Below are 16,698 nucleotides of genomic sequence, written 5' to 3'. Positions count from 1 at the left end.
GCCGAAAGCCGATATGCAGCCGATACGGTCGGGGCGTGAAGCGCGTCGGGGTGCGGTGTGATGTCGGTCCGGGGCGGGGGATCGGGCACGTGATGCGGTGCCTGGCGCTGGCGGAGGAGGTACGCCGGCGCGACGTCGAGATCGTGTTCGTCTGCGACGCGCACACGGTGCCGTGGGCCGCGGAGCAGATCGCGGCCCGGGGGATCGGCGTGCAGCGGGCGGTATCGACACCGGCCGAGCATGGTGAGCTGGTCGGCCGGCTCGGCCTCGATGCGGTGGTCTTCGACGCCTACGACCTGGACCCGTCGGTCTACCGTGCGGTCCGTGCGGTCGGTGTCCCCACCCTGGCCGTCGTCGACGGCGACTTCCGCGGCGCCGAGGCGGACCTGCTGGTCGACCAGAACCTCTCCGCCGAGCTCGACCACCCCGAGCTGCCACCCGGCACGATCCGGCTCGCCGGCCTCCAGTACGTGATGATCCGCGACGAGATCCTCGGCCTCCGCCCGTCCGAACCACCCGCACCGCGGCAGGTCGCCGTACCGAAGGTGTTCGCGTTCTTCGGTGGGACGGACGCGTTCGGCGCCGGTGCACCCGTGGTCCACGCGCTCGCGGCGACCGGCGTGCCTTTCGAGGCGACCGTTGTCGCGCCGACCGCCGACCTCTCCGCGCGGATCGCTGCGATCCAGCTCCAACCAGGGCAACACGTCGACGTGATCGCACCGACGGATCAGCTGGCGGCGGCGGTTCGCGAGGCCGATCTGACCATCAGCGCATCGGGTACGTCGACCTGGGAGCTGCTGTGTCTCGGTGCGACGGCCGGACTCGTGTGTGTCGTGGAAACCAGGTGATGGGCTACGAGCGCGCGATAGCCACCGGTACGGCGGCCGGCGTCGGCGTGCTGTCCGAGCTGAAGGACGACCCGTCGTCGGCGTCCGCTGTGCTCAAACGGCTGCTGACCGATCCACTGGAGCGCGCCCGTCTCGCAGCGGCGGGCTGGAAGCTCGTGGACGGCCTCGGGCGCACGCGCGTTGCCGACGCGCTGCTGGCGCTTATCTGAGCTCGTAGATCGTGGCGTCCAGCGTGGCGTGGCGGAGCCGGACGTAGTTGCGTAGCGCTGGTGACACGTCGCCGGCTCGATGGTCGGCGTACAGCCAGCGCACGCCGGCGTTGCGCAGCCGTTCGATCGCCGCGGGCGTCGGGGCCTTGAAGGCGCCGTCGTTGGCGGCCAGCTCCTCGCGGTTCCAGTACGGGATCAGGCTCGGGTTCCCGCCCGTGGTGAGAGCGATCCGGTTGGCCTGGTTGGAGTAGGACCAGCCCTCGATCAGCACCGGCCGCTCGGACAGGGCGGCGAGCCAGAAGTGCCGGCTGTCGCAGAGGCCGTTGCGTTCGATGATGCAGTGCGCGTTGGTCGCGACGAGATCGCCCGGTGTGCTGTTCCGGCGCAGCCATTGCGCCGCGCCGGCCTCGGCGGCGGTCGCACCGCCGCGGAAGGGGTGGGCAAAGACCAGATTGGACGCCTTGCCCGATACGAGCGCCTGCAGGGGGACCAGCGTCGCCCCGATCATGCTCGCTGCCACCGCACCGGCCAGCAGAGCCACGAACACGTTGCCGGGCCGCCGGAACGCCTTCCACGCAAGGGCAACGACCACGGCGACCGTCCCGAGCACGGCAGCCGTCCACAGCCAAGGACCCTTGATCCCACGCAGGTCAGCCGACTCCACTCGAGCGATGGCGAGTCCCGCAAGCCCGAGCAGTCCGGCCACACCCACGAGCACCACAGCCCGCCGATCGCCGAGTCGCCCGACCAGATTGGCCAGCCCGACCGACGCGAGTACGGCGACAACCGGAAAAGCCGTCCGCAGGAAGTACAGCTGGCTGACCCCCGACTGTGTCGTCAGCATCGTCCCGAGCAGCCCGGCGACCGCGAAGCCCAGCAGGAACACCGCCCCGGCGTCCCGCCACTTCCGCCCGACGAACAGCAGTCCGGACGCCGCCAGTCCCCAGCTCAGCAGAGTCGTTGCCGCCGACAACAATTGGGCCTGTGGGTTCGCCACCAGCGTCGGGTACGGCGCCAGCTGGACGAACGTCTCGAACGGCTTGATCTGCGTCCCCCACGTGCTGCCGCCGAAGATCGTGATCAACGCGGCCAGGAACACCACGAACGACAGCAGTCCGCCGAGCAGCGCCGTACGCGTGCTCTTCCGGGCCATCCCCAACTGCAGGAACGCGAAAGCGAACCCGAGCCCCAGCAGCGGGAGGATCGTCGACTTCGCCCCGGCCGCGACCAGGGCGAGCAGGATCAGCAGCACCCACCGGCTCCGCGGCGCCCCCGACCGCAACAGATCGACCGCGACGATGCACAGTGCCAGTGCGATCAGGACGCCGAGGTTCTGCGTCGGACTCAGGTACGCCGCGACCGCGGTCGAGATCCCGCCGAGTCCCTGATCAGCCAGTGGTTGCACCGCCCCACCCAGCCCGGCGATCAGGACGGCCAGCGGCCCTGCCCAGGTCGCGCCCGTCTCTGCGGTCGGGGTGAACCGGGTGGTCAGTGCGAAGACCAGTCCGCATCCGGCGAGGAACAGCGGCAGCCAGCTCAGCGAGTGGATCAGGTCGGTCAGGTCGATCCGTGTCCCCCAGGCCGTCGCGGCGGTCGCCTGGTGGAAGAACGTGTGGTACTTCATCGGCTCGCCACCGAGCCACAGCGTCGAGATCGGTACGTCGTACTTCGCACTGGCGGCCAGAGCCTGCTGGAAGGCGAGGTCCGGGTACGCCCGCAGCGGATCCGTGTACGCCGGCAGGAACTGACCCGGTCCGCGCCGGTAGACGATCAGTACGACGACCGCCGTCGACGCGGCGAGCAGCCACGCCTGCAGTGGTCGCAGGGGCTGGTCAACCCGCCGCCAGACCCGCGCTCGGACGTCGCTGTCCGCGAAGGTGAGCAGCAGTACGGCGGGTGCCCAGACCCAGGACCAGGCCTGCAGCCCGATCGACGCAATGGCCAGATACACGATCACCTGCGCGGCGGTGCCGACCGCGAATCCGGCGGCGAGGTCCTCGACCAGATTGCGTCCGTAGCTGCCGATCAGCCGCCACAGCGCGAAGCCGGGCAGCGCGACCGCGAGCCCGGTGAACAGGACGAACCGGCCGAGTTCGAAGAAGGTCGAGTGCAGGGCGAGCAGGACGATCGCGAGAATCAGCACCGTCAGCCCGGCCACCAGACCGGAAAGGGAGGGCCCCGCTGTCCGCGGCCCCCGCCGCCTCGCCCTCGCGCGCATGTCGTAACAGTAATGTGAAATCTGTCGCGTCACGAATGCGGAGTGTCACCGCTAGTAATGTCCCGAAGTATGCGAACCGATCAGCCGGCGCTCTCCGTCGTCGTACCGATGTACGACGAGGAGGAAGTGCTGCCGATGTTCTTCGCGCGGATGCGGCCGCTGCTGGACGGCCTCGGGATCTCCTACGAGCTGATCGTGGTCGACGACGGCAGCCGCGATCGGACCGCGACGCTGCTGCTCGAGGCCGCGCAGGACTGGGCTCAGCTGCGCGTGGTCCGGCTGCTCCGGAACAGCGGTCATCAGGCCGCCCAGTCGGCCGGCTTCCGCCGGGCCCGGGGCGAGTACGTGGTGACGATCGATGCCGACCTGCAGGATCCGCCGGAGGTCATCGCCGAGTTCCTCACCGCCGTCCGCGACCAGGACGTCGATGTCGTGTACGGCGTTCGCTCGGACCGGTCGAGTGACACCTGGCTGAAGCGGACGACCGCGCGGATGTACTACCGGCTGATGTGCCGGCTGGTCGGCAAGGAGATCCCGTTCGACGCCGGCGACTTCCGGCTGGTGTCGCGCCGGGTGGTCGACGCCGTGAACTCGCTACCTGAGGACGGCCGGGTGTTCCGGCTGGTGATCCCGTGGCTCGGCTTCCCGAGTGCGGAGGTGAAGTACGTCCGCGCGGAGCGGGCGGCCGGGACGACGAAGTACAACTTCACGAAGATGCTCCGGCTGGCCTTCGACAGCGTGACCGCGTTCTCGGCCGCTCCGCTGCGGCTGGCGACCTGGCTCGGGCTGCTCGGTGGGATGTTGTCGGGCGTGTTCGTGATCGGTGCGCTGGTGATCAAGCTGACCGGCCGCAGCATTCCGGGCTGGACGTCGACAGTGCTGGCGGTCAGCGTGATCGGCGCGATCCAGTTGCTCTGCCTCGGCCTGCTCGGCGAGTACGTGGCCCGTCTGTTCCAGTCGAGCCAGCGACGCCCCCAGTTCCTCGTCGGCTACGACAGCCTCGAGGACCACGGACACCACACCTTCGCCGAAACAGTGGACGAAAACGACTAAGCTCCGTCCTCTATGAGTTGGTACGACGCGCTCGAGGCCGGTGAGTTGACCGTGCGGCCGTCCGTGGACGCGGCGAAGCGGTTCGGCGTCTCGATCGACCGGATGTCCGTGTCCGCTTCGGCCGGTACGCCGCTCGCCGAAGTGCTGTCCGCCGTCGAGAGATCGACCGCCGACGTGATCGTGCTGCGCTACCCCGCCCGCGAGACCACCTGGTTCGCGGCGCTGACTGGCGGGCCGCGGCAGGCGCTGCTGGCCGACACTGTCGTCTTCTGGTCCCTCCCGACCGGCAAGGGCCGCCGGCCGGCGCCACTGGCCGGGTTCAGTGCGCAGGTCGAGCCCGCGGCCGACGACGTCCTGGTGGACGACGTGGTCGCGGACGTCTTCGGCGATTCGGGGAACCATTACTGCGGCAACCCGCAGTTCGACCGGAGGCTCGCCCTGGCCGGCCGGCAGGACTGGGCCCGCCGGCGGATCGCCGACGCCGGCGCGGTGGTCCTGCGTGGGCCCGACCGCCGGGTGCTCGCGCTGGCCGCGGTCGACCAGCAGCGCTCCTGGACCGAGATCCAGCTGGCCGGCGTCGTCCCGGCCGAGCAGGGCCGCGGCCGGTACGGTCACCTGCTCGCCGCGATCGAGGACGCCTGCACGAGCCGGCGCCTGGTCGTGTCCACGCAGGCGCACCACACCGGCATCCAGCGGGTCTGGGCCCGCTACGGATTCGAACCTGTGCATAACCTTCTGACGGTTCACCTCGTTGCCGCTACGTAGAAAGTGCTTGGGGGAGCACGCCTAGCTGCAGCGAGGGGAGTTTTGCCGGAGTGACGCCGCGGCTGAGCGTGGTCGTGCCTCTCTACAACGTCGGTGAGTACGTCGAGTCGTGCCTGGACTCGATCGCCCGGCAGACGTGGAGCGACTTCGAGGCGATCCTGGTCGACGACGGGTCGCCCGACGACAGTGCGGTGATCGCCAAGGAGTTCTGCGGCCGGGACTCCCGGTTCCGGCTCGTCCAGCAGGACAACGCCGGGCCCGGTCCGGCCCGGGACACCGGGATCCGCGCGGCGTCGGGGGAGTACCTGGCGTTCGTCGACGGCGACGACCTGGTCTCGCGGCACGGGTTCGAGTCGCTGATCCGGACCCTCGACCGGACCGGGTCCGACTTCGCCGGCGGCAACGCGCGGCGGTTCAACAACAGCTTCGGGGTCCGGCCGTCGTGGCTGCACCGGCAGCCCTTCGCCCGCACCCGGTCCGCGACCCACGTCAGCGAGGTGCCCGACCTCGTGCTGGACCGGATGCTCTGGAACAAGGTCTACCGGCGCTCGTTCTGGGACGAGTTCGGCTACCGCTTCCCGCCCATCCGCTACGAGGACTACCCGGTCGCGCTGAAGGCGCACCTGGACGCCGTGACCGTGGACACCATCACGGCTCCGGTCTACTACTGGCGCGAGCGCGAGTCCGGTGAGTCGATCACCCAGCAGAAGTTCCAGCTCGCCAACCTCCGCGACCGGGTCGTCTCGGCCGGGATGGTGATGGACCTGGTCGAGGACGGCCTGCCGTGGGTCCGCCGGCGGGTGCACGCGCACCTGGCCCAGATCGACGTACTCACGCTGATGTCCGCGTTCGGTTCGGTGCCGGCCGACGAGGAGCAGCACCTCGTCGAGCTGTCGCAACTGCTGCTCGGCCGGCTCGACCCCTCGGTCCTGGCGGCCACTCACCGGTACGACCGGATTCAGCATGCCGCGCTCCGCGCCGGTGACGTCGAGCTGCTCCGGCGGCTCGCCCTGTTCCGCAACGACGGCGGACTCCGTGGCGGTGCCCGGGCAGTGCCCCGGCCGCGGTCGCGGCAGCTTGATTACAACTACCCGGGCCTGCGGGCGGCCGCCGTACCGCAGGAGTTGTACCGGGTTTCGGACAAGGACCTGACGCTGGCGACGAGTGTGCGCGAGGTGGCGTGGGTCAACGGCGCGTTGTCGGTCAAGGGCACCGCCGAGATCCGTCACCTGGAGACCGAACGCTCCTCGAGCCTGCGGATCTCCCTGGTCATCGAGGACGCCCCGCACCCCCTCCCGGCACGCCGGTACGACGCGCTGGACCTGCACGGTGACACGACGCGGGTCGGATTCGAGGTCCTGCTGGATCGCGAGCTGCTCGCTCGGTGCACGGGTGCTCCGGCGCACTTCGCCGTACAGATGACGTCCGGGCGACGGCACCGGCGGGGCACGCTCGGTGGGCAGGGGCCGGGCAGTCCTGGCTGGCCGCCCGGTGCGTGGATCGACGACGCCAGCTGGATTCAGCCCGGCCCGGGCAAGAACGGCTGGTTCGCCGTACGGCGGCTCACGGATCCTTGCCGCCTGACGTCGGTCGAGCCGACGCCGGATGCGCTGGTGCTGCACGGCCGGTCGTCGTTCGACGAGCCGTCGTTGTTCGTCACCCGGCCGATCGTCGGTGGCGAGGAAGAGATCCCGCTGGAGGTCGACGGCCGCGACTTCACCGCGAGACTGCCGATCGCGGACCTCGTGGCGCAGGCGAATCCGGACGACCCCTTCGGTCAGCGGACGACGCGATCGTTCCGGCTCCGTGGCCCCGAGGGACAGCAGCGGGTGTTGCTCTGGACGGCAGGTGAGTCCGCGGTGTCCCGGACCGAAGGCGATCGGGTCGTGACGGTGACGCGGTCAACCGGCGGGTACGTGAACCTGCACGAGTCCCCGATCCGGACGACGGCAACCTCCGTCGTTGCGATGGGCAACATGTTGGTCGTGCGCGGGTCGCACTGGCGTGACGTCGGCTTCGGCTGGCGGCGCTACCTGGCCGACTCCGACGACCACCTGGACGTCGCGTGCCGCCGTACCTTGTCCGGTGACGGCTGGGAAGCGGCGGTCGAGGTGGACGCGCTGATCCCCGCGGCGGCAGAGCGGGTCTCGGACGACCCGTTGGCCTCGCTGGCGGACTGGATCCTGTTCGCGACCGCGCCCGGCGGCTCGTCGCATGCCGTGCAGTGTGAGCCCTTCCTGTACAGCCGGTTGCCGTTGACCATCTCGCGAGACGCGCACGTTCTCGCCGTACGGCCGCATGCCGGCACGTTGCACGTGGAGGTCCGCTGATGCATCACCACAACCACTACTACGGCCAGACGCACATCCTCAGTCGCTACGCGGGTCTCGACTTCGACCACCCACCGCGGTTGCGGGGCTATCTGCAGCACGGCTGGAACATCGGCTGTGGGTGGAACCCGGTGCACGAGTTCTACGACGGCGCCTGGCGCTTCACCTGGAGCGACGCACCGCGGCGGCGCGGGCATGCGCTCGGCCGGCGGAACTACCACAGCATCGGCGCGCCGTTCCTCTACCTGCTGGAGCTCGAGAAGGAAGCCGAGCCGGTCGAGCGCGAGGGCACGCTGTGGTTCCTCTTCCACGGGTGGGAGGGCGGCAAGATCCACGGCGACCATCAGCGACTGATCGACGAGATCCGCGAGACCGAGCCCGGGCCGGTCACCTTTTCGTTGTATTACACGGAGTACGACCGTCCCGAAGTCCGCGGGTTCTACGAGGACGCGGGCTTCCGGGTGGTGTCGTTCGGGCGCCGCGGGTTCTCGTACGAGGGGACGGATCGGCGCTTCCTGTTCAAGCAACTGGCCGAGCTGCGGCGGCACAAGCGGGTCGCCGCCAACCGGTTGTCGACGGCAATCTTCTACGGCGTCGCGGCCGGCTGCGAACCCGCGGTGTACGGCGACCCGATGGAGATGGACGGCGAGAACCCCTTGTTCGGTGGGCAGAGCCGGATCGAGCGGCTGTGGCCGGAGATGCTCGGTACGTCGATCGACCTCGAAGCCGCCCGGGCGACTACCGACCTGGAGCTCGGCAAGCCCTGGATGATGCCGCCCGCGGAGTTACGGATGCTGTTCGATTGGAGAGAGCGTGTCTGACCTGCAGGTGGTCCTCGGCGAGATGCAACCCTGGACCGACCGCGCCGACCACCATCCGGCTCTGGCCGCCGTGCTGGCCGACGTCCTCCCCAGCGACCGCCGCACCCTGATCGTCGGGCCGCACTCTCGCCCGCTGATCTCGGCGGTCCTCGACCGGACCGCCGACGCGACGATCCTGGTCCGCTCGGTGTCGAACGCCGAGGAGTTGGCTGCGGAGTTCGCCGACCGGATCCAGGTCGTCGCCGGCGCGCTGGACGGCCTCCGCGCCGAGCCGTTCGAGGTGGTCATCGCCGCTGACGGTCTTGATCGTGTGCTCGGCCACGACAGTGGCGACCTCAGCTGGACCGAGCGGTTGCACGCGTTGGCGGCGCTCGCTGCTCCGGACGCGGTGGTCGTGCTCGGTCTCGAGAACGAGTTCGCTCTGGTGAATCTGCTGGACAGCCGTCCGGCGGACGAGCGCCACGGCGACGACGAGTGGCGTCCGCTGCACGACGACCCGTCCCGTCCGGTCTCGGTCTCTCAGTTCGAGTGCGCGTTGCCGTGGGCGGCGGCGATCTACGCCGACTTCGGCTCGCGGGCTTTCGTAGCCGCGGAGGTCGCTGCGGCCGCCCGGCCGGGGGAGTTGCCTGCGCGTCTGGCCGTGGATGCGTTGGAAGCGGCCGATGTTCCGCTGCTCTCGCCCATCGCCCAGGGCGTCGACTCAGCCGCCCGGGCCGGCCTCTTGCCCGCTATCCCCACCGCGTGGCTCGCCATCTCCGGCGTCCCGGCCGCCCATGCCGTCTACGCCCAGACCGGCTCGGCCGTTCTCACTGCTGACCAAGGCCCCGCCGGTTGGCGGACGACCATCACCGCACCGCCCACAGCCGACAGCCTCACAACCGACAGCCCCACCGCCGACAACCCCACCGCCGACAGCTCCGCGGCCGACAGCTCCGCGGCCGACCGCCCCACGGATGGCGTCCCCGCGTCCGCGGCCGACCGCTCGGCGTCCGCGACCACGCCTGCGTTTGACGCGAGTGTCGTCCCGGCTGCCGTTCCCGGCGGCGTGACCGTCGAGTCCGTTCTCCTCCGACTGGCAGCCGCCGAGGACGTTCCCGGCTTCCGGAAACTGGCAGCTTGCCTCGGGGACTGGGCTGCTGACTCGCGGGTCGTGCTTCGGTGGGACGACGTCGTGGTCGACGGAGACGCCTTCGCCTACGGGGTTTCGCCGTGGGTGACTGCGGAGCCGACGGAGAACGCGGACCTGCTGGCGGCCGCCTGGTACCGGTTCCACGATCGGCTGATCGGCGGGCATCGGCGCCACCCGTGGCCGCAGTGGATGGTGGGCGACGATCTGGTATCCACCTGGATGAGCATGTCCGGCGTCGAACTGCCGGAGCCGGTCCAGGCGACCTCACCCGACACCGCACCGGCCTCCGCCGGACACGTTGCTAGCGGCAAGGAACTGGCCGCCGCGCTGGCCGGCGTACTCGAGACACGCGAGCACCCGGCGGCCGACGTACGCACCGCACTGGCGGATGCCGAGGCCGCGCGGCGCGAGCTGTTCGAGCTGAAGGGGCATGTCTACGGTCTCGAGCGCACGCTCGGATTCCGCAACAAGGCGATGAAGACGCGCGAGAACCGCATCCGGGAGCTGCGGATCCAGCTGCAGAAGCTGACCGCCGACCACGAGCGCATCCGCGGATCACGCACGTACGCCCTCTCCCGCGTCGTGTTCCACGCCGCCCAGGTCCGCAAGCCGCGGGTCGTGGCCCGCAAGCTCTCCCGTCGCCTGCGGAGCTTGCGGTAGTGAAGCCCCGGCTCAGCGTGGTGGTGCCGTTCTACAACGTCGGCGCGTACATCGGCGACTGTCTGGACTCGATCGCGCGGCAGACCTGGACGGATTTCGAGGCGATCCTCGTCGACGACGGCTCACCCGATGACAGCGCGGTGATCGCCAAGGAGTACTGCATCCGGGACTCGCGGTTCCGGATCGTCGAGCAGGACAACGCGGGACTCGGACCCGCGCGCAACACCGGTGTCGATCACGCCGTCGGGGAGTACGTCGCCTTTGTCGACAGCGACGATCTGGTCACTCGGCACGGCTTCGGGATGCTGGTCCGGACCCTGGACCGGACCGGCTCGGACTTCGCCGGCGGCAACGCGCGACGGTTCAACAACAGCTACGGGGTCCGGCCGTCGTGGCTCCACCGGCAGTGCTTCACCCAGGACCGGCTGGCGACCCATGTGTCGGAAACGCCTGACCTCGTGCTGGACCGGATGGTCTGGAACAAGGTCTACCGGCGCTCATTCTGGGACGAGTTCGGCTTCCGCTTCCCGGCGATCCGCTACGAGGACTACCCGGTCACCCTGAAGGCACATCTCGCCGCGGTCACCGTCGACACGCTCGCCGCTCCGGTCTACTACTGGCGCGAGCGGGAGTCGGGCGACTCGATCACGCAGCAGAAGTTCCAGCTCGGCAACCTCCGCGACCGAGTCGTCTCGGCCGGGATGGTGCTGGACCTGGTCGAGGAAGCCCTGCCGCCGGTGCGCGAGCGGGTGCATTCGCATTTCACCCAGATCGACCTGCAGGCCCTGCTGACGGCTTTCGGCACGGTTCCCGCGGAGGAAGAGCAGCAGCTCGTCGAGGTCACCCACGAGCTGATCGACCGACTGGACGCATCGGCGCTCGACGGAGCGTCTCGCTTCGACCGGCTGCAGTATGCGGCGCTCCGGGCCGGTGACGTCGAACTGCTCCGGCGGCTCGCGGTGTTCCGCGACGGACAACGCCGGGACGTGCGTGCGGTACGCCGGTCGGGGCGGTGGCAGCTCGACTACCCGGGCGTGCGCGAGGCCGCCGTACCGCAGGAGCTGTACGTCGCATCGGAGCAGGACCTGACGCTGGCGACAAGCGTGCGCGAGGTGACGTGGGTCGACGGCAAGTTGTCGGTCAGAGGCACAGCCCAGATCCGGCACCTGGAGACCAAACGCGCCTCGAGCCTCCGCATCGCACTCGTCATCGCCGGCAGGCCCTATCCGTTGAAGGTACGGCGGTATGCCGAGACGGATCTGCACGGCGACGAGGCCCTGGTCGGGTTCGAAGTACTGCTGGATCGTGAGTTGCTCGCCAAATGCACGGCCGGGCCGGCCCACTTCGACGTGACGATGAGGTCCGGCCGCGTACGGCGGCGGGACACGCTGCGCGGGCAACGAGCCGGCAGCCCGGGTTGGCCGCCGGGCGCGTGGATCGACGACTTGAGCTGGATTCAGCCAGGTCCCGGCAAGGATGACTGTTTCGCCGTTCGGCGGCTGACCGATCCTTGCCGGTTGACCTCGGTCGAGCAGACGCCGGATGCGCTGGTGCTGCGTGGCCGGTCGAGGTTCGAGTATCCGGCCCTGTTCGTCACCCGGCCGGTGGCGGGCGGCGAGGAAGAGGTCCCGCTGGAGATCGACGGCCGCGATTTCACGGCGAGGTTGCCGATCCGGCCGATCATCGAGGAGACGAATCCGGACGACCCGTTCAGTCAGCGGACGACGCGGGCGTTCCGGATGCGCGGTCGCGAGGGTCAGGAGCAGGTGCTGTTGTGGACGGCCGGCGACCGACTGGTCTCGCATGCCGAGGGCGGCCGGGTGGTGATGCTGACCCGGTCGACCGGTGGGTACGTGAACCTGCACGAGTCCCCGATCCGGATGACGGCCACCGCTGCTGTTGCTGCTGGCAACATGTTGGTGGTGCGCGGGCCGGATTGGGGCGACGTCGGGTTCAGCTGGCGGCGGTACCTGGTCGGCTCCGACGACTACGTGGACGTGGCCTGTCGCCGTACCGTCTCCGACGACGGGTGGGCGGCGGTGGTGGACGTGGACGCGTTGCGGACCGACGAGCTCCCGGCGGACTGGATCTTGTTCGCGACGGCGCTGGACGGTTCGTCGCATGCCGTGCAGTGTGAGCCGTTCCTGTCCAGCCGGTTGCCGTTGACGATCTCGCGTGGTTCGCACGTTCTCGCCGTACGGCCGCTGGCGGGCACGCTCCACGTCGAGGTCCGCTGATCAGCGGCGGGCGACCAGAAGCTGGCGGGTGTCCGGCCAGTCGATCGGTCTCCATCGGGTGAGGTGAGGGACGCGACCGGGGCGATCCGGCGCTCGATCACCCAGTCGTTGCGCCAGGCCTTCGACGCCGGGTCGAGGTGGAACCCGGCCCGCTCGGCGACCGCGGACCAGCCGGCGAAGTTCAGGCCGCAGCACTGCTCGTGCGTCTCGCTCAGCCAGTTGTCGACATAGTCCTTGCGGGTGAGGAAGCCATCGCGTCGGCCAGCCGGAGCACGAGCCCGTCGCCGCGGACGCCGTACTCGAACGGCACCTTCGCGTTCCGCCGGAAGTCGTGGCCGAACTGGAAGAACCGCGTCCGCGTGGAGAGACCAATCACGTACGCCGCTGGGTCGTCGAGGGACTCGAGTTCGGTGATGCCATCCGGGTTGGCGCCGTCGCCGTCGTCCAGTCGCAGTACGACGGAGCGATCCGGCTCGGCGGGGGGATGAGGGCTGAGCCGAGCATGTTGCGCTAGGGCCTCGGGATGACCCCGCCCCTCGCCTCGGTGAGCGACAACCGCCTTGGCCTTAGGTGTGGTCGGCACCCGCCGGTCCCTTTGTGGAACAAAATTGTCACTGGGTGCACATTTGTTTCCACAGATCGCCTGGCCCAGACCTCTTGGACAGTCTTTGGGTTGGCAGGCGTACCGAGTGACGGGTAGTAGTCCTCAAAACAGGAGTCCGCTGGGTGGCGCAGGCGGGCAGATGGCCGGCAGGGGCGACTACGACCCGTGCTTCGGTACGCCGCGGGGAGAACCACCGGGGCGGCCGTCAACCTCGTGGGGAGTCGGCTAGAGCAGGTCCCAGGTGAGGGGGGTGCCGGCCTTGGCGTCTACGCGGAAGGGGCGGCCCTCAATCTGTTGGAAGGTGTCGGGGGCCAGGCCGCCAGCGGGGCGGATGGAGCGGACGTTGTCGGGGGTGATGGGGTCGCCGGCGTGGACGTCGTGGGTGACGTAGAGGGAGCGGCGGAAGCGGAGGACGTTTTGTTCGGCCTGTTTGGGGCCGATGATCGGGTGGCCGAGGGAGAGTTGGGCGATGCGGGTGTTCTCGACGAGGGACTCGAGTTCCTGCGGTTCCAGGGAGAAGGCCGCGTCGACGCCACCGTCCGCGCGCTTGAGGGTGACGTGTTTCTCGATGACGGTGGCGCCGAGCGCTACCGCGGCGATCGCGGCGCCGATGCCCATGGTGTGGTCGGAGAGGCCGACCTGGACGCCGAGCGCGTCGCGGAGGACCGGGATCGCGCGCAGGTTGGACTGCTCGGGTGGCGCCGGATAACTCGCCGTACACGACAGCACGATGATCTGCTCGTTGCCGGTCGAGCGGGCCGCGCGGACGGCGGCGTCGATGTCGGTCAGCGTCGCGGAGCCGGTGGAGATGATGATCGGCTTCCCGGTCTCGGCCATGCCACGCACCAGCGGGAGGTCGCCGATCTCGTTCGACGCGACCTTGTACGCCGGGACGTTCAGCTTCTCCAGGAAGTCGATCGCGCTCTGGTCGAACGCCGACGAGAACGCCACCAGCCCGAGCGAGGTCGCGAGCTCGAAGATCGGCTCGTGCCACGCCCACGGTGTGTGCGCCTCCGCATAGAGGTCGTACAGCCGCGCCTCGCTCCACAACTCGTGCTCCACCGGCAGCCGGAACGCCGGCAGGTCGACGTCGAGCGTCATCGTGTCCGCGGTGTACGTCTGCAGCTTGAGCGCCTGCGCACCGGACTCCGCCACCATACGGACGATGTCCTTGGCCCGCTCGAGATCGCCGTTGTGGTTCCCCGACATCTCCGCGATGACGAACGGCTGGTGCTCGGACCCGACCGGCACTCCGCCGATCTCGATCGTGTTCACTTACTCCCCTGTCTACGGTCCTGCTTGCGCAGGCTGATCGGAATCACGGTGATCTCGCGGCCGTCGGCGTACCGCTGCTCCGGCGTCCCCTCGGTGAAGCGGAACCGCCGGTTCATCTGCCGGACCACGGTGTTGTGCTCGAGCACCTCGCCTGTGAGTACGTCGAGGCCGAGCTCGTCGAACGCGTACGACGTGGCCTCGCGCATCACCTCGATCCACGCCGGCAAGGTCTCACCACGCTCGGCGAGACCGTCCGCGTCGAGGAAGAATCCCCAGGCGCCGGTCGATCCTTCGACGTCGAAGAAGTTCACGACTCCGGCGGTCACGCCGTCCCGCGCGTAGATCAGCACCCGCCGCGTCGGGTCGGCCGAGGCCTTCGCCCACCACGCAGCATGTTCGTCCGCACCGATCTCGTGCGCCGTAATGCTGACGTCGCGATTAGCCCGCTGGTTACGCAATCGCCTGATCACGTCGACATCGGCTTCGGTGGCGGCGCGCAACATAGACCTAACCTAGCGTCTTCTCTTCAAGCGCCTTGGTGTGTAAACATCTTTCGACTTCACCTTGAACGACGGTCGGAGAGTGACATGAGAGTCTGGCGAGCCATGGGTGTTCTAGGCGTGACGGCAGGTTTGTTGCTGAGCGGCGTGGCCGGTACGGCGTCGGCCGCGCAGGCGCCCGCGGATCAGCAGAGCTGTGCCCCGAGTCCGACCACCCCGCTGCGGCAGTTCCGGGCGAGCTGGGTGTCGTCGGTGGTGAACATCGACTGGCCGTCCAAGACCGGTCTGAGCGCGGCGCAGCAGCAGGCCGAGCTGATCTCCTGGTTCGACGACGCGGTCCGCCAGCACCACAACGCGGTCATCCTGCAGGTCCGCCCGACCGCCGACGCCTTCTGGCCGTCCAAGGTCGAGCCCTGGTCGCAGTACCTGACCGGCACGCAGGGCGGCGACCCCGGCTACGACCCGCTGGCCTTCGCCGTCGCCGAGGCACACAAGCGCAACCTCGAGCTGCACGCCTGGTTCAACCCGTACCGGCTCTCGATGGGCACCGACATCAACGCCCTCATCCCCACCCATCCGGCGCGGCAGCACCCGGACTGGGTCGTCACGTACGGCGGGAAGCTCTACTACAACCCCGGCATTCCGGCGGCCCGCAAGCTGGTCGAGGACGCGATCATGGACGCGGTGTCGAACTACGACATCGACGGCGTGCACTTCGACGACTACTTCTACCCGTACCCGGTGGCCGGCCAGGTCTTCGACGACGCCGCGACGTACGCGCAGTACGGCGCCGGCTTCCCGACACTGGCCGACTGGCGGCGGCACAACATCGACCTGCTGATCCAGGAGATCCAGCAGCGGATCAAGGCGATCAAGCCCTGGGTGAAGTTCGGCATCTCGCCGTTCGCGGTCTGGCGGAACAAGGCCACCAACCCGGAAGGCTCCGACACCACCGCGGGGGTGCAGACGTACGACGACCTGGCCGCGGACACCCGCAAGTGGGTCCGCGAGGACTGGATCGACTACATCGTCCCGCAGGTCTACTGGGCCGGTGGGTTCGCGCCGGCCGACTACAACAAGATCGTCCCGTGGTGGGCCGACCAGGTCCGCGGCACCCATGTGCACCTCTACATCGGCGAGGCGACCTACAAGGTCGGTACGTCGACGCAGTCGCCGGACTGGGCGGATCCGCAGGAGTTGAGTGACCACCTGGCGTTCGACAGCACGATCCCCGAGGTGAAGGGCAACATCTACTTCTCCGCCAAGGACGTGCGTGCCGACCGCCTCGGTGCGACCACACTGCTGAACAGCACCTGGTACACCCGTCCGGCCCTCATCCCCGCGATGCCGTCGCTGGACTCCCGTCCGCCCCTCCCGGTCCACGCCGTCCAGGCCACTCGCACCGCTGACGGCGTCCAGGTCAAGTGGCGTCGTACGACCAGCGACACCACGTCGTACGCGATCTATCGTCGCGAGCTGCTGGGTGGCGACCACTGCCCGGACAACGACGCCCGCAACCTGATCGCGACAGTCCGCTCAACTGGCGCCACCCAGTCCTACCTCGACACCACAGCAACCCCTGGCACGAAGTACCTCTACACAGTCACCGCCCTGGACCGCCTAGCCAACCAGAGCATCCCCATCCCAACCATCTCCCTCCGCTGAGGCTCCTGCTATCGGTAGCCTTCGCGGCCTGCTAACGGTCGTCCTCGTGAGGGCGGGCGGCTCTTCTCCTGGATCTGTGGGCGAAGTGAGCGAGGTCGGCTGGGGTGCAGCTCTCATTAGGAGGTGTCGGTCCAGGGGTGCTGGTCGAGCGAGGCATTCACGCTCGCCCCGGCCGGCGCTAGGGCGGACACCTGCTGTCGAGCTGCACACCCCCAGCCACCGTCCCGACCCGACCAGCCCGCACTGGCGGGCAGGTGCGGTGACTGGACGGGCCCGTGTTGCCGGCGGTGGGACCGGTGGCGATCCCCGGGCCTGGGACACCACCTAGGGTCCTCGGACAGGCTGTGCCGTGTCCGACGTCCCCAGTACCTGTCCGAGGTCGCG

Annotated in this window: 14 protein-coding genes; 10 read left to right on the top strand and 4 right to left on the bottom strand. The window is 69.2% G+C overall.

The features are described 5' to 3' along the window. Window positions 1-35: 35 nt before the first annotated feature. Complete coding sequence (locus tag ACXC9Q_RS29000) at window positions 36-848, top strand: PseG/SpsG family protein (RefSeq protein WP_457059799.1); 813 nt, start codon at window positions 36-38, stop codon at window positions 846-848. Next, entirely contained in the window at window positions 848-1,057 is a 210-nt protein-coding gene (locus tag ACXC9Q_RS28995; RefSeq protein WP_457059798.1) for a hypothetical protein, read from the top strand. Before ACXC9Q_RS29000 ends, ACXC9Q_RS28995 begins: the two co-directional genes overlap by 1 nt. Here the strand turns inward: ACXC9Q_RS28995 and ACXC9Q_RS28990 are convergent. Next, on the bottom strand, window positions 1,050-3,215 hold the full coding sequence (locus ACXC9Q_RS28990; protein WP_457059797.1) for a hypothetical protein: 2,166 nt from the start codon (window positions 3,213-3,215) through the stop codon (window positions 1,050-1,052). The two genes, ACXC9Q_RS28995 and ACXC9Q_RS28990, sit on opposite strands and share 8 nt — an antisense overlap. Before the next feature lie 129 nt (window positions 3,216-3,344). On the opposite strand from ACXC9Q_RS28990, the gene ACXC9Q_RS28985 reads away from it, so the two are divergent. The 7 genes from ACXC9Q_RS28985 (at window position 3,345) to ACXC9Q_RS28955 (ending at window position 12,501) form a co-directional block, all read left to right on the top strand. After that, the gene (locus ACXC9Q_RS28985) at window positions 3,345-4,328 is read left to right on the top strand and encodes a glycosyltransferase family 2 protein (protein ID WP_457059796.1); all 984 of its coding nucleotides are present in this window, start codon (window positions 3,345-3,347) and stop codon (window positions 4,326-4,328) included. Between the two features lie 12 nt (window positions 4,329-4,340). Continuing rightward, window positions 4,341-5,093: an N-acetyltransferase gene (locus ACXC9Q_RS28980; protein ID WP_457059795.1), complete on the top strand. Its 753-nt coding sequence runs from the start codon at window positions 4,341-4,343 to the stop codon at window positions 5,091-5,093. A gap of 50 nt (window positions 5,094-5,143) precedes the next feature. Then, on the top strand, window positions 5,144-7,423 hold the full coding sequence (locus ACXC9Q_RS28975; protein WP_457059794.1) for a glycosyltransferase: 2,280 nt from the start codon (window positions 5,144-5,146) through the stop codon (window positions 7,421-7,423). Further along, complete coding sequence (locus tag ACXC9Q_RS28970; RefSeq protein ID WP_457059793.1) at window positions 7,423-8,244, top strand: hypothetical protein; 822 nt, start codon at window positions 7,423-7,425, stop codon at window positions 8,242-8,244. The genes ACXC9Q_RS28975 and ACXC9Q_RS28970 overlap by 1 nt, the downstream gene beginning before the upstream one ends. After that, window positions 8,237-10,033, top strand: coding sequence for a hypothetical protein (locus ACXC9Q_RS28965; RefSeq protein ID WP_457059792.1), 1,797 nt, complete (start codon window positions 8,237-8,239; stop codon window positions 10,031-10,033). The genes ACXC9Q_RS28970 and ACXC9Q_RS28965 overlap by 8 nt, the downstream gene beginning before the upstream one ends. Then, window positions 10,033-12,270: a glycosyltransferase gene (locus ACXC9Q_RS28960; RefSeq protein ID WP_457059791.1), complete on the top strand. Its 2,238-nt coding sequence runs from the start codon at window positions 10,033-10,035 to the stop codon at window positions 12,268-12,270. Before ACXC9Q_RS28965 ends, ACXC9Q_RS28960 begins: the two co-directional genes overlap by 1 nt. Window positions 12,271-12,333: 63 nt before the next feature. After that, complete coding sequence (locus ACXC9Q_RS28955) at window positions 12,334-12,501, top strand: hypothetical protein (RefSeq protein ID WP_457059790.1); 168 nt, start codon at window positions 12,334-12,336, stop codon at window positions 12,499-12,501. Here ACXC9Q_RS28955 and ACXC9Q_RS28950 read toward each other — a convergent pair. The 3 genes from ACXC9Q_RS28950 to ACXC9Q_RS28940 form a co-directional block, all read right to left on the bottom strand. Next, on the bottom strand, window positions 12,482-12,853 hold the full coding sequence (locus ACXC9Q_RS28950) for a hypothetical protein (RefSeq protein WP_457059789.1): 372 nt from the start codon (window positions 12,851-12,853) through the stop codon (window positions 12,482-12,484). The genes ACXC9Q_RS28955 and ACXC9Q_RS28950 overlap by 20 nt on opposite strands. A 246-nt stretch (window positions 12,854-13,099) precedes the next feature. Further along, entirely contained in the window at window positions 13,100-14,149 is a 1,050-nt protein-coding gene (gene pseI, locus ACXC9Q_RS28945) for a pseudaminic acid synthase (protein WP_457059788.1), read from the bottom strand. Beyond that, the gene (locus ACXC9Q_RS28940; protein WP_457059787.1) at window positions 14,146-14,652 is read right to left on the bottom strand and encodes a GNAT family N-acetyltransferase; all 507 of its coding nucleotides are present in this window, start codon (window positions 14,650-14,652) and stop codon (window positions 14,146-14,148) included. The genes pseI and ACXC9Q_RS28940 overlap by 4 nt, the downstream gene beginning before the upstream one ends. Before the next feature lie 117 nt (window positions 14,653-14,769). On the opposite strand from ACXC9Q_RS28940, the gene ACXC9Q_RS28935 reads away from it, so the two are divergent. Then, window positions 14,770-16,314 carry a glycoside hydrolase family 10 protein gene (locus tag ACXC9Q_RS28935; RefSeq protein ID WP_457059786.1) on the top strand — a complete coding sequence of 515 codons (1,545 nt, stop codon included), beginning with the start codon at window positions 14,770-14,772 and terminating at the stop codon, window positions 16,312-16,314. Window positions 16,315-16,698 lie beyond the last annotated feature (384 nt).

This window comes from Kribbella sp. CWNU-51 (assembly GCF_054073265.1).
Note: the sequence above shows the minus strand (reverse complement) of the source record. Positions and strands in the feature narration are given on the sequence as shown.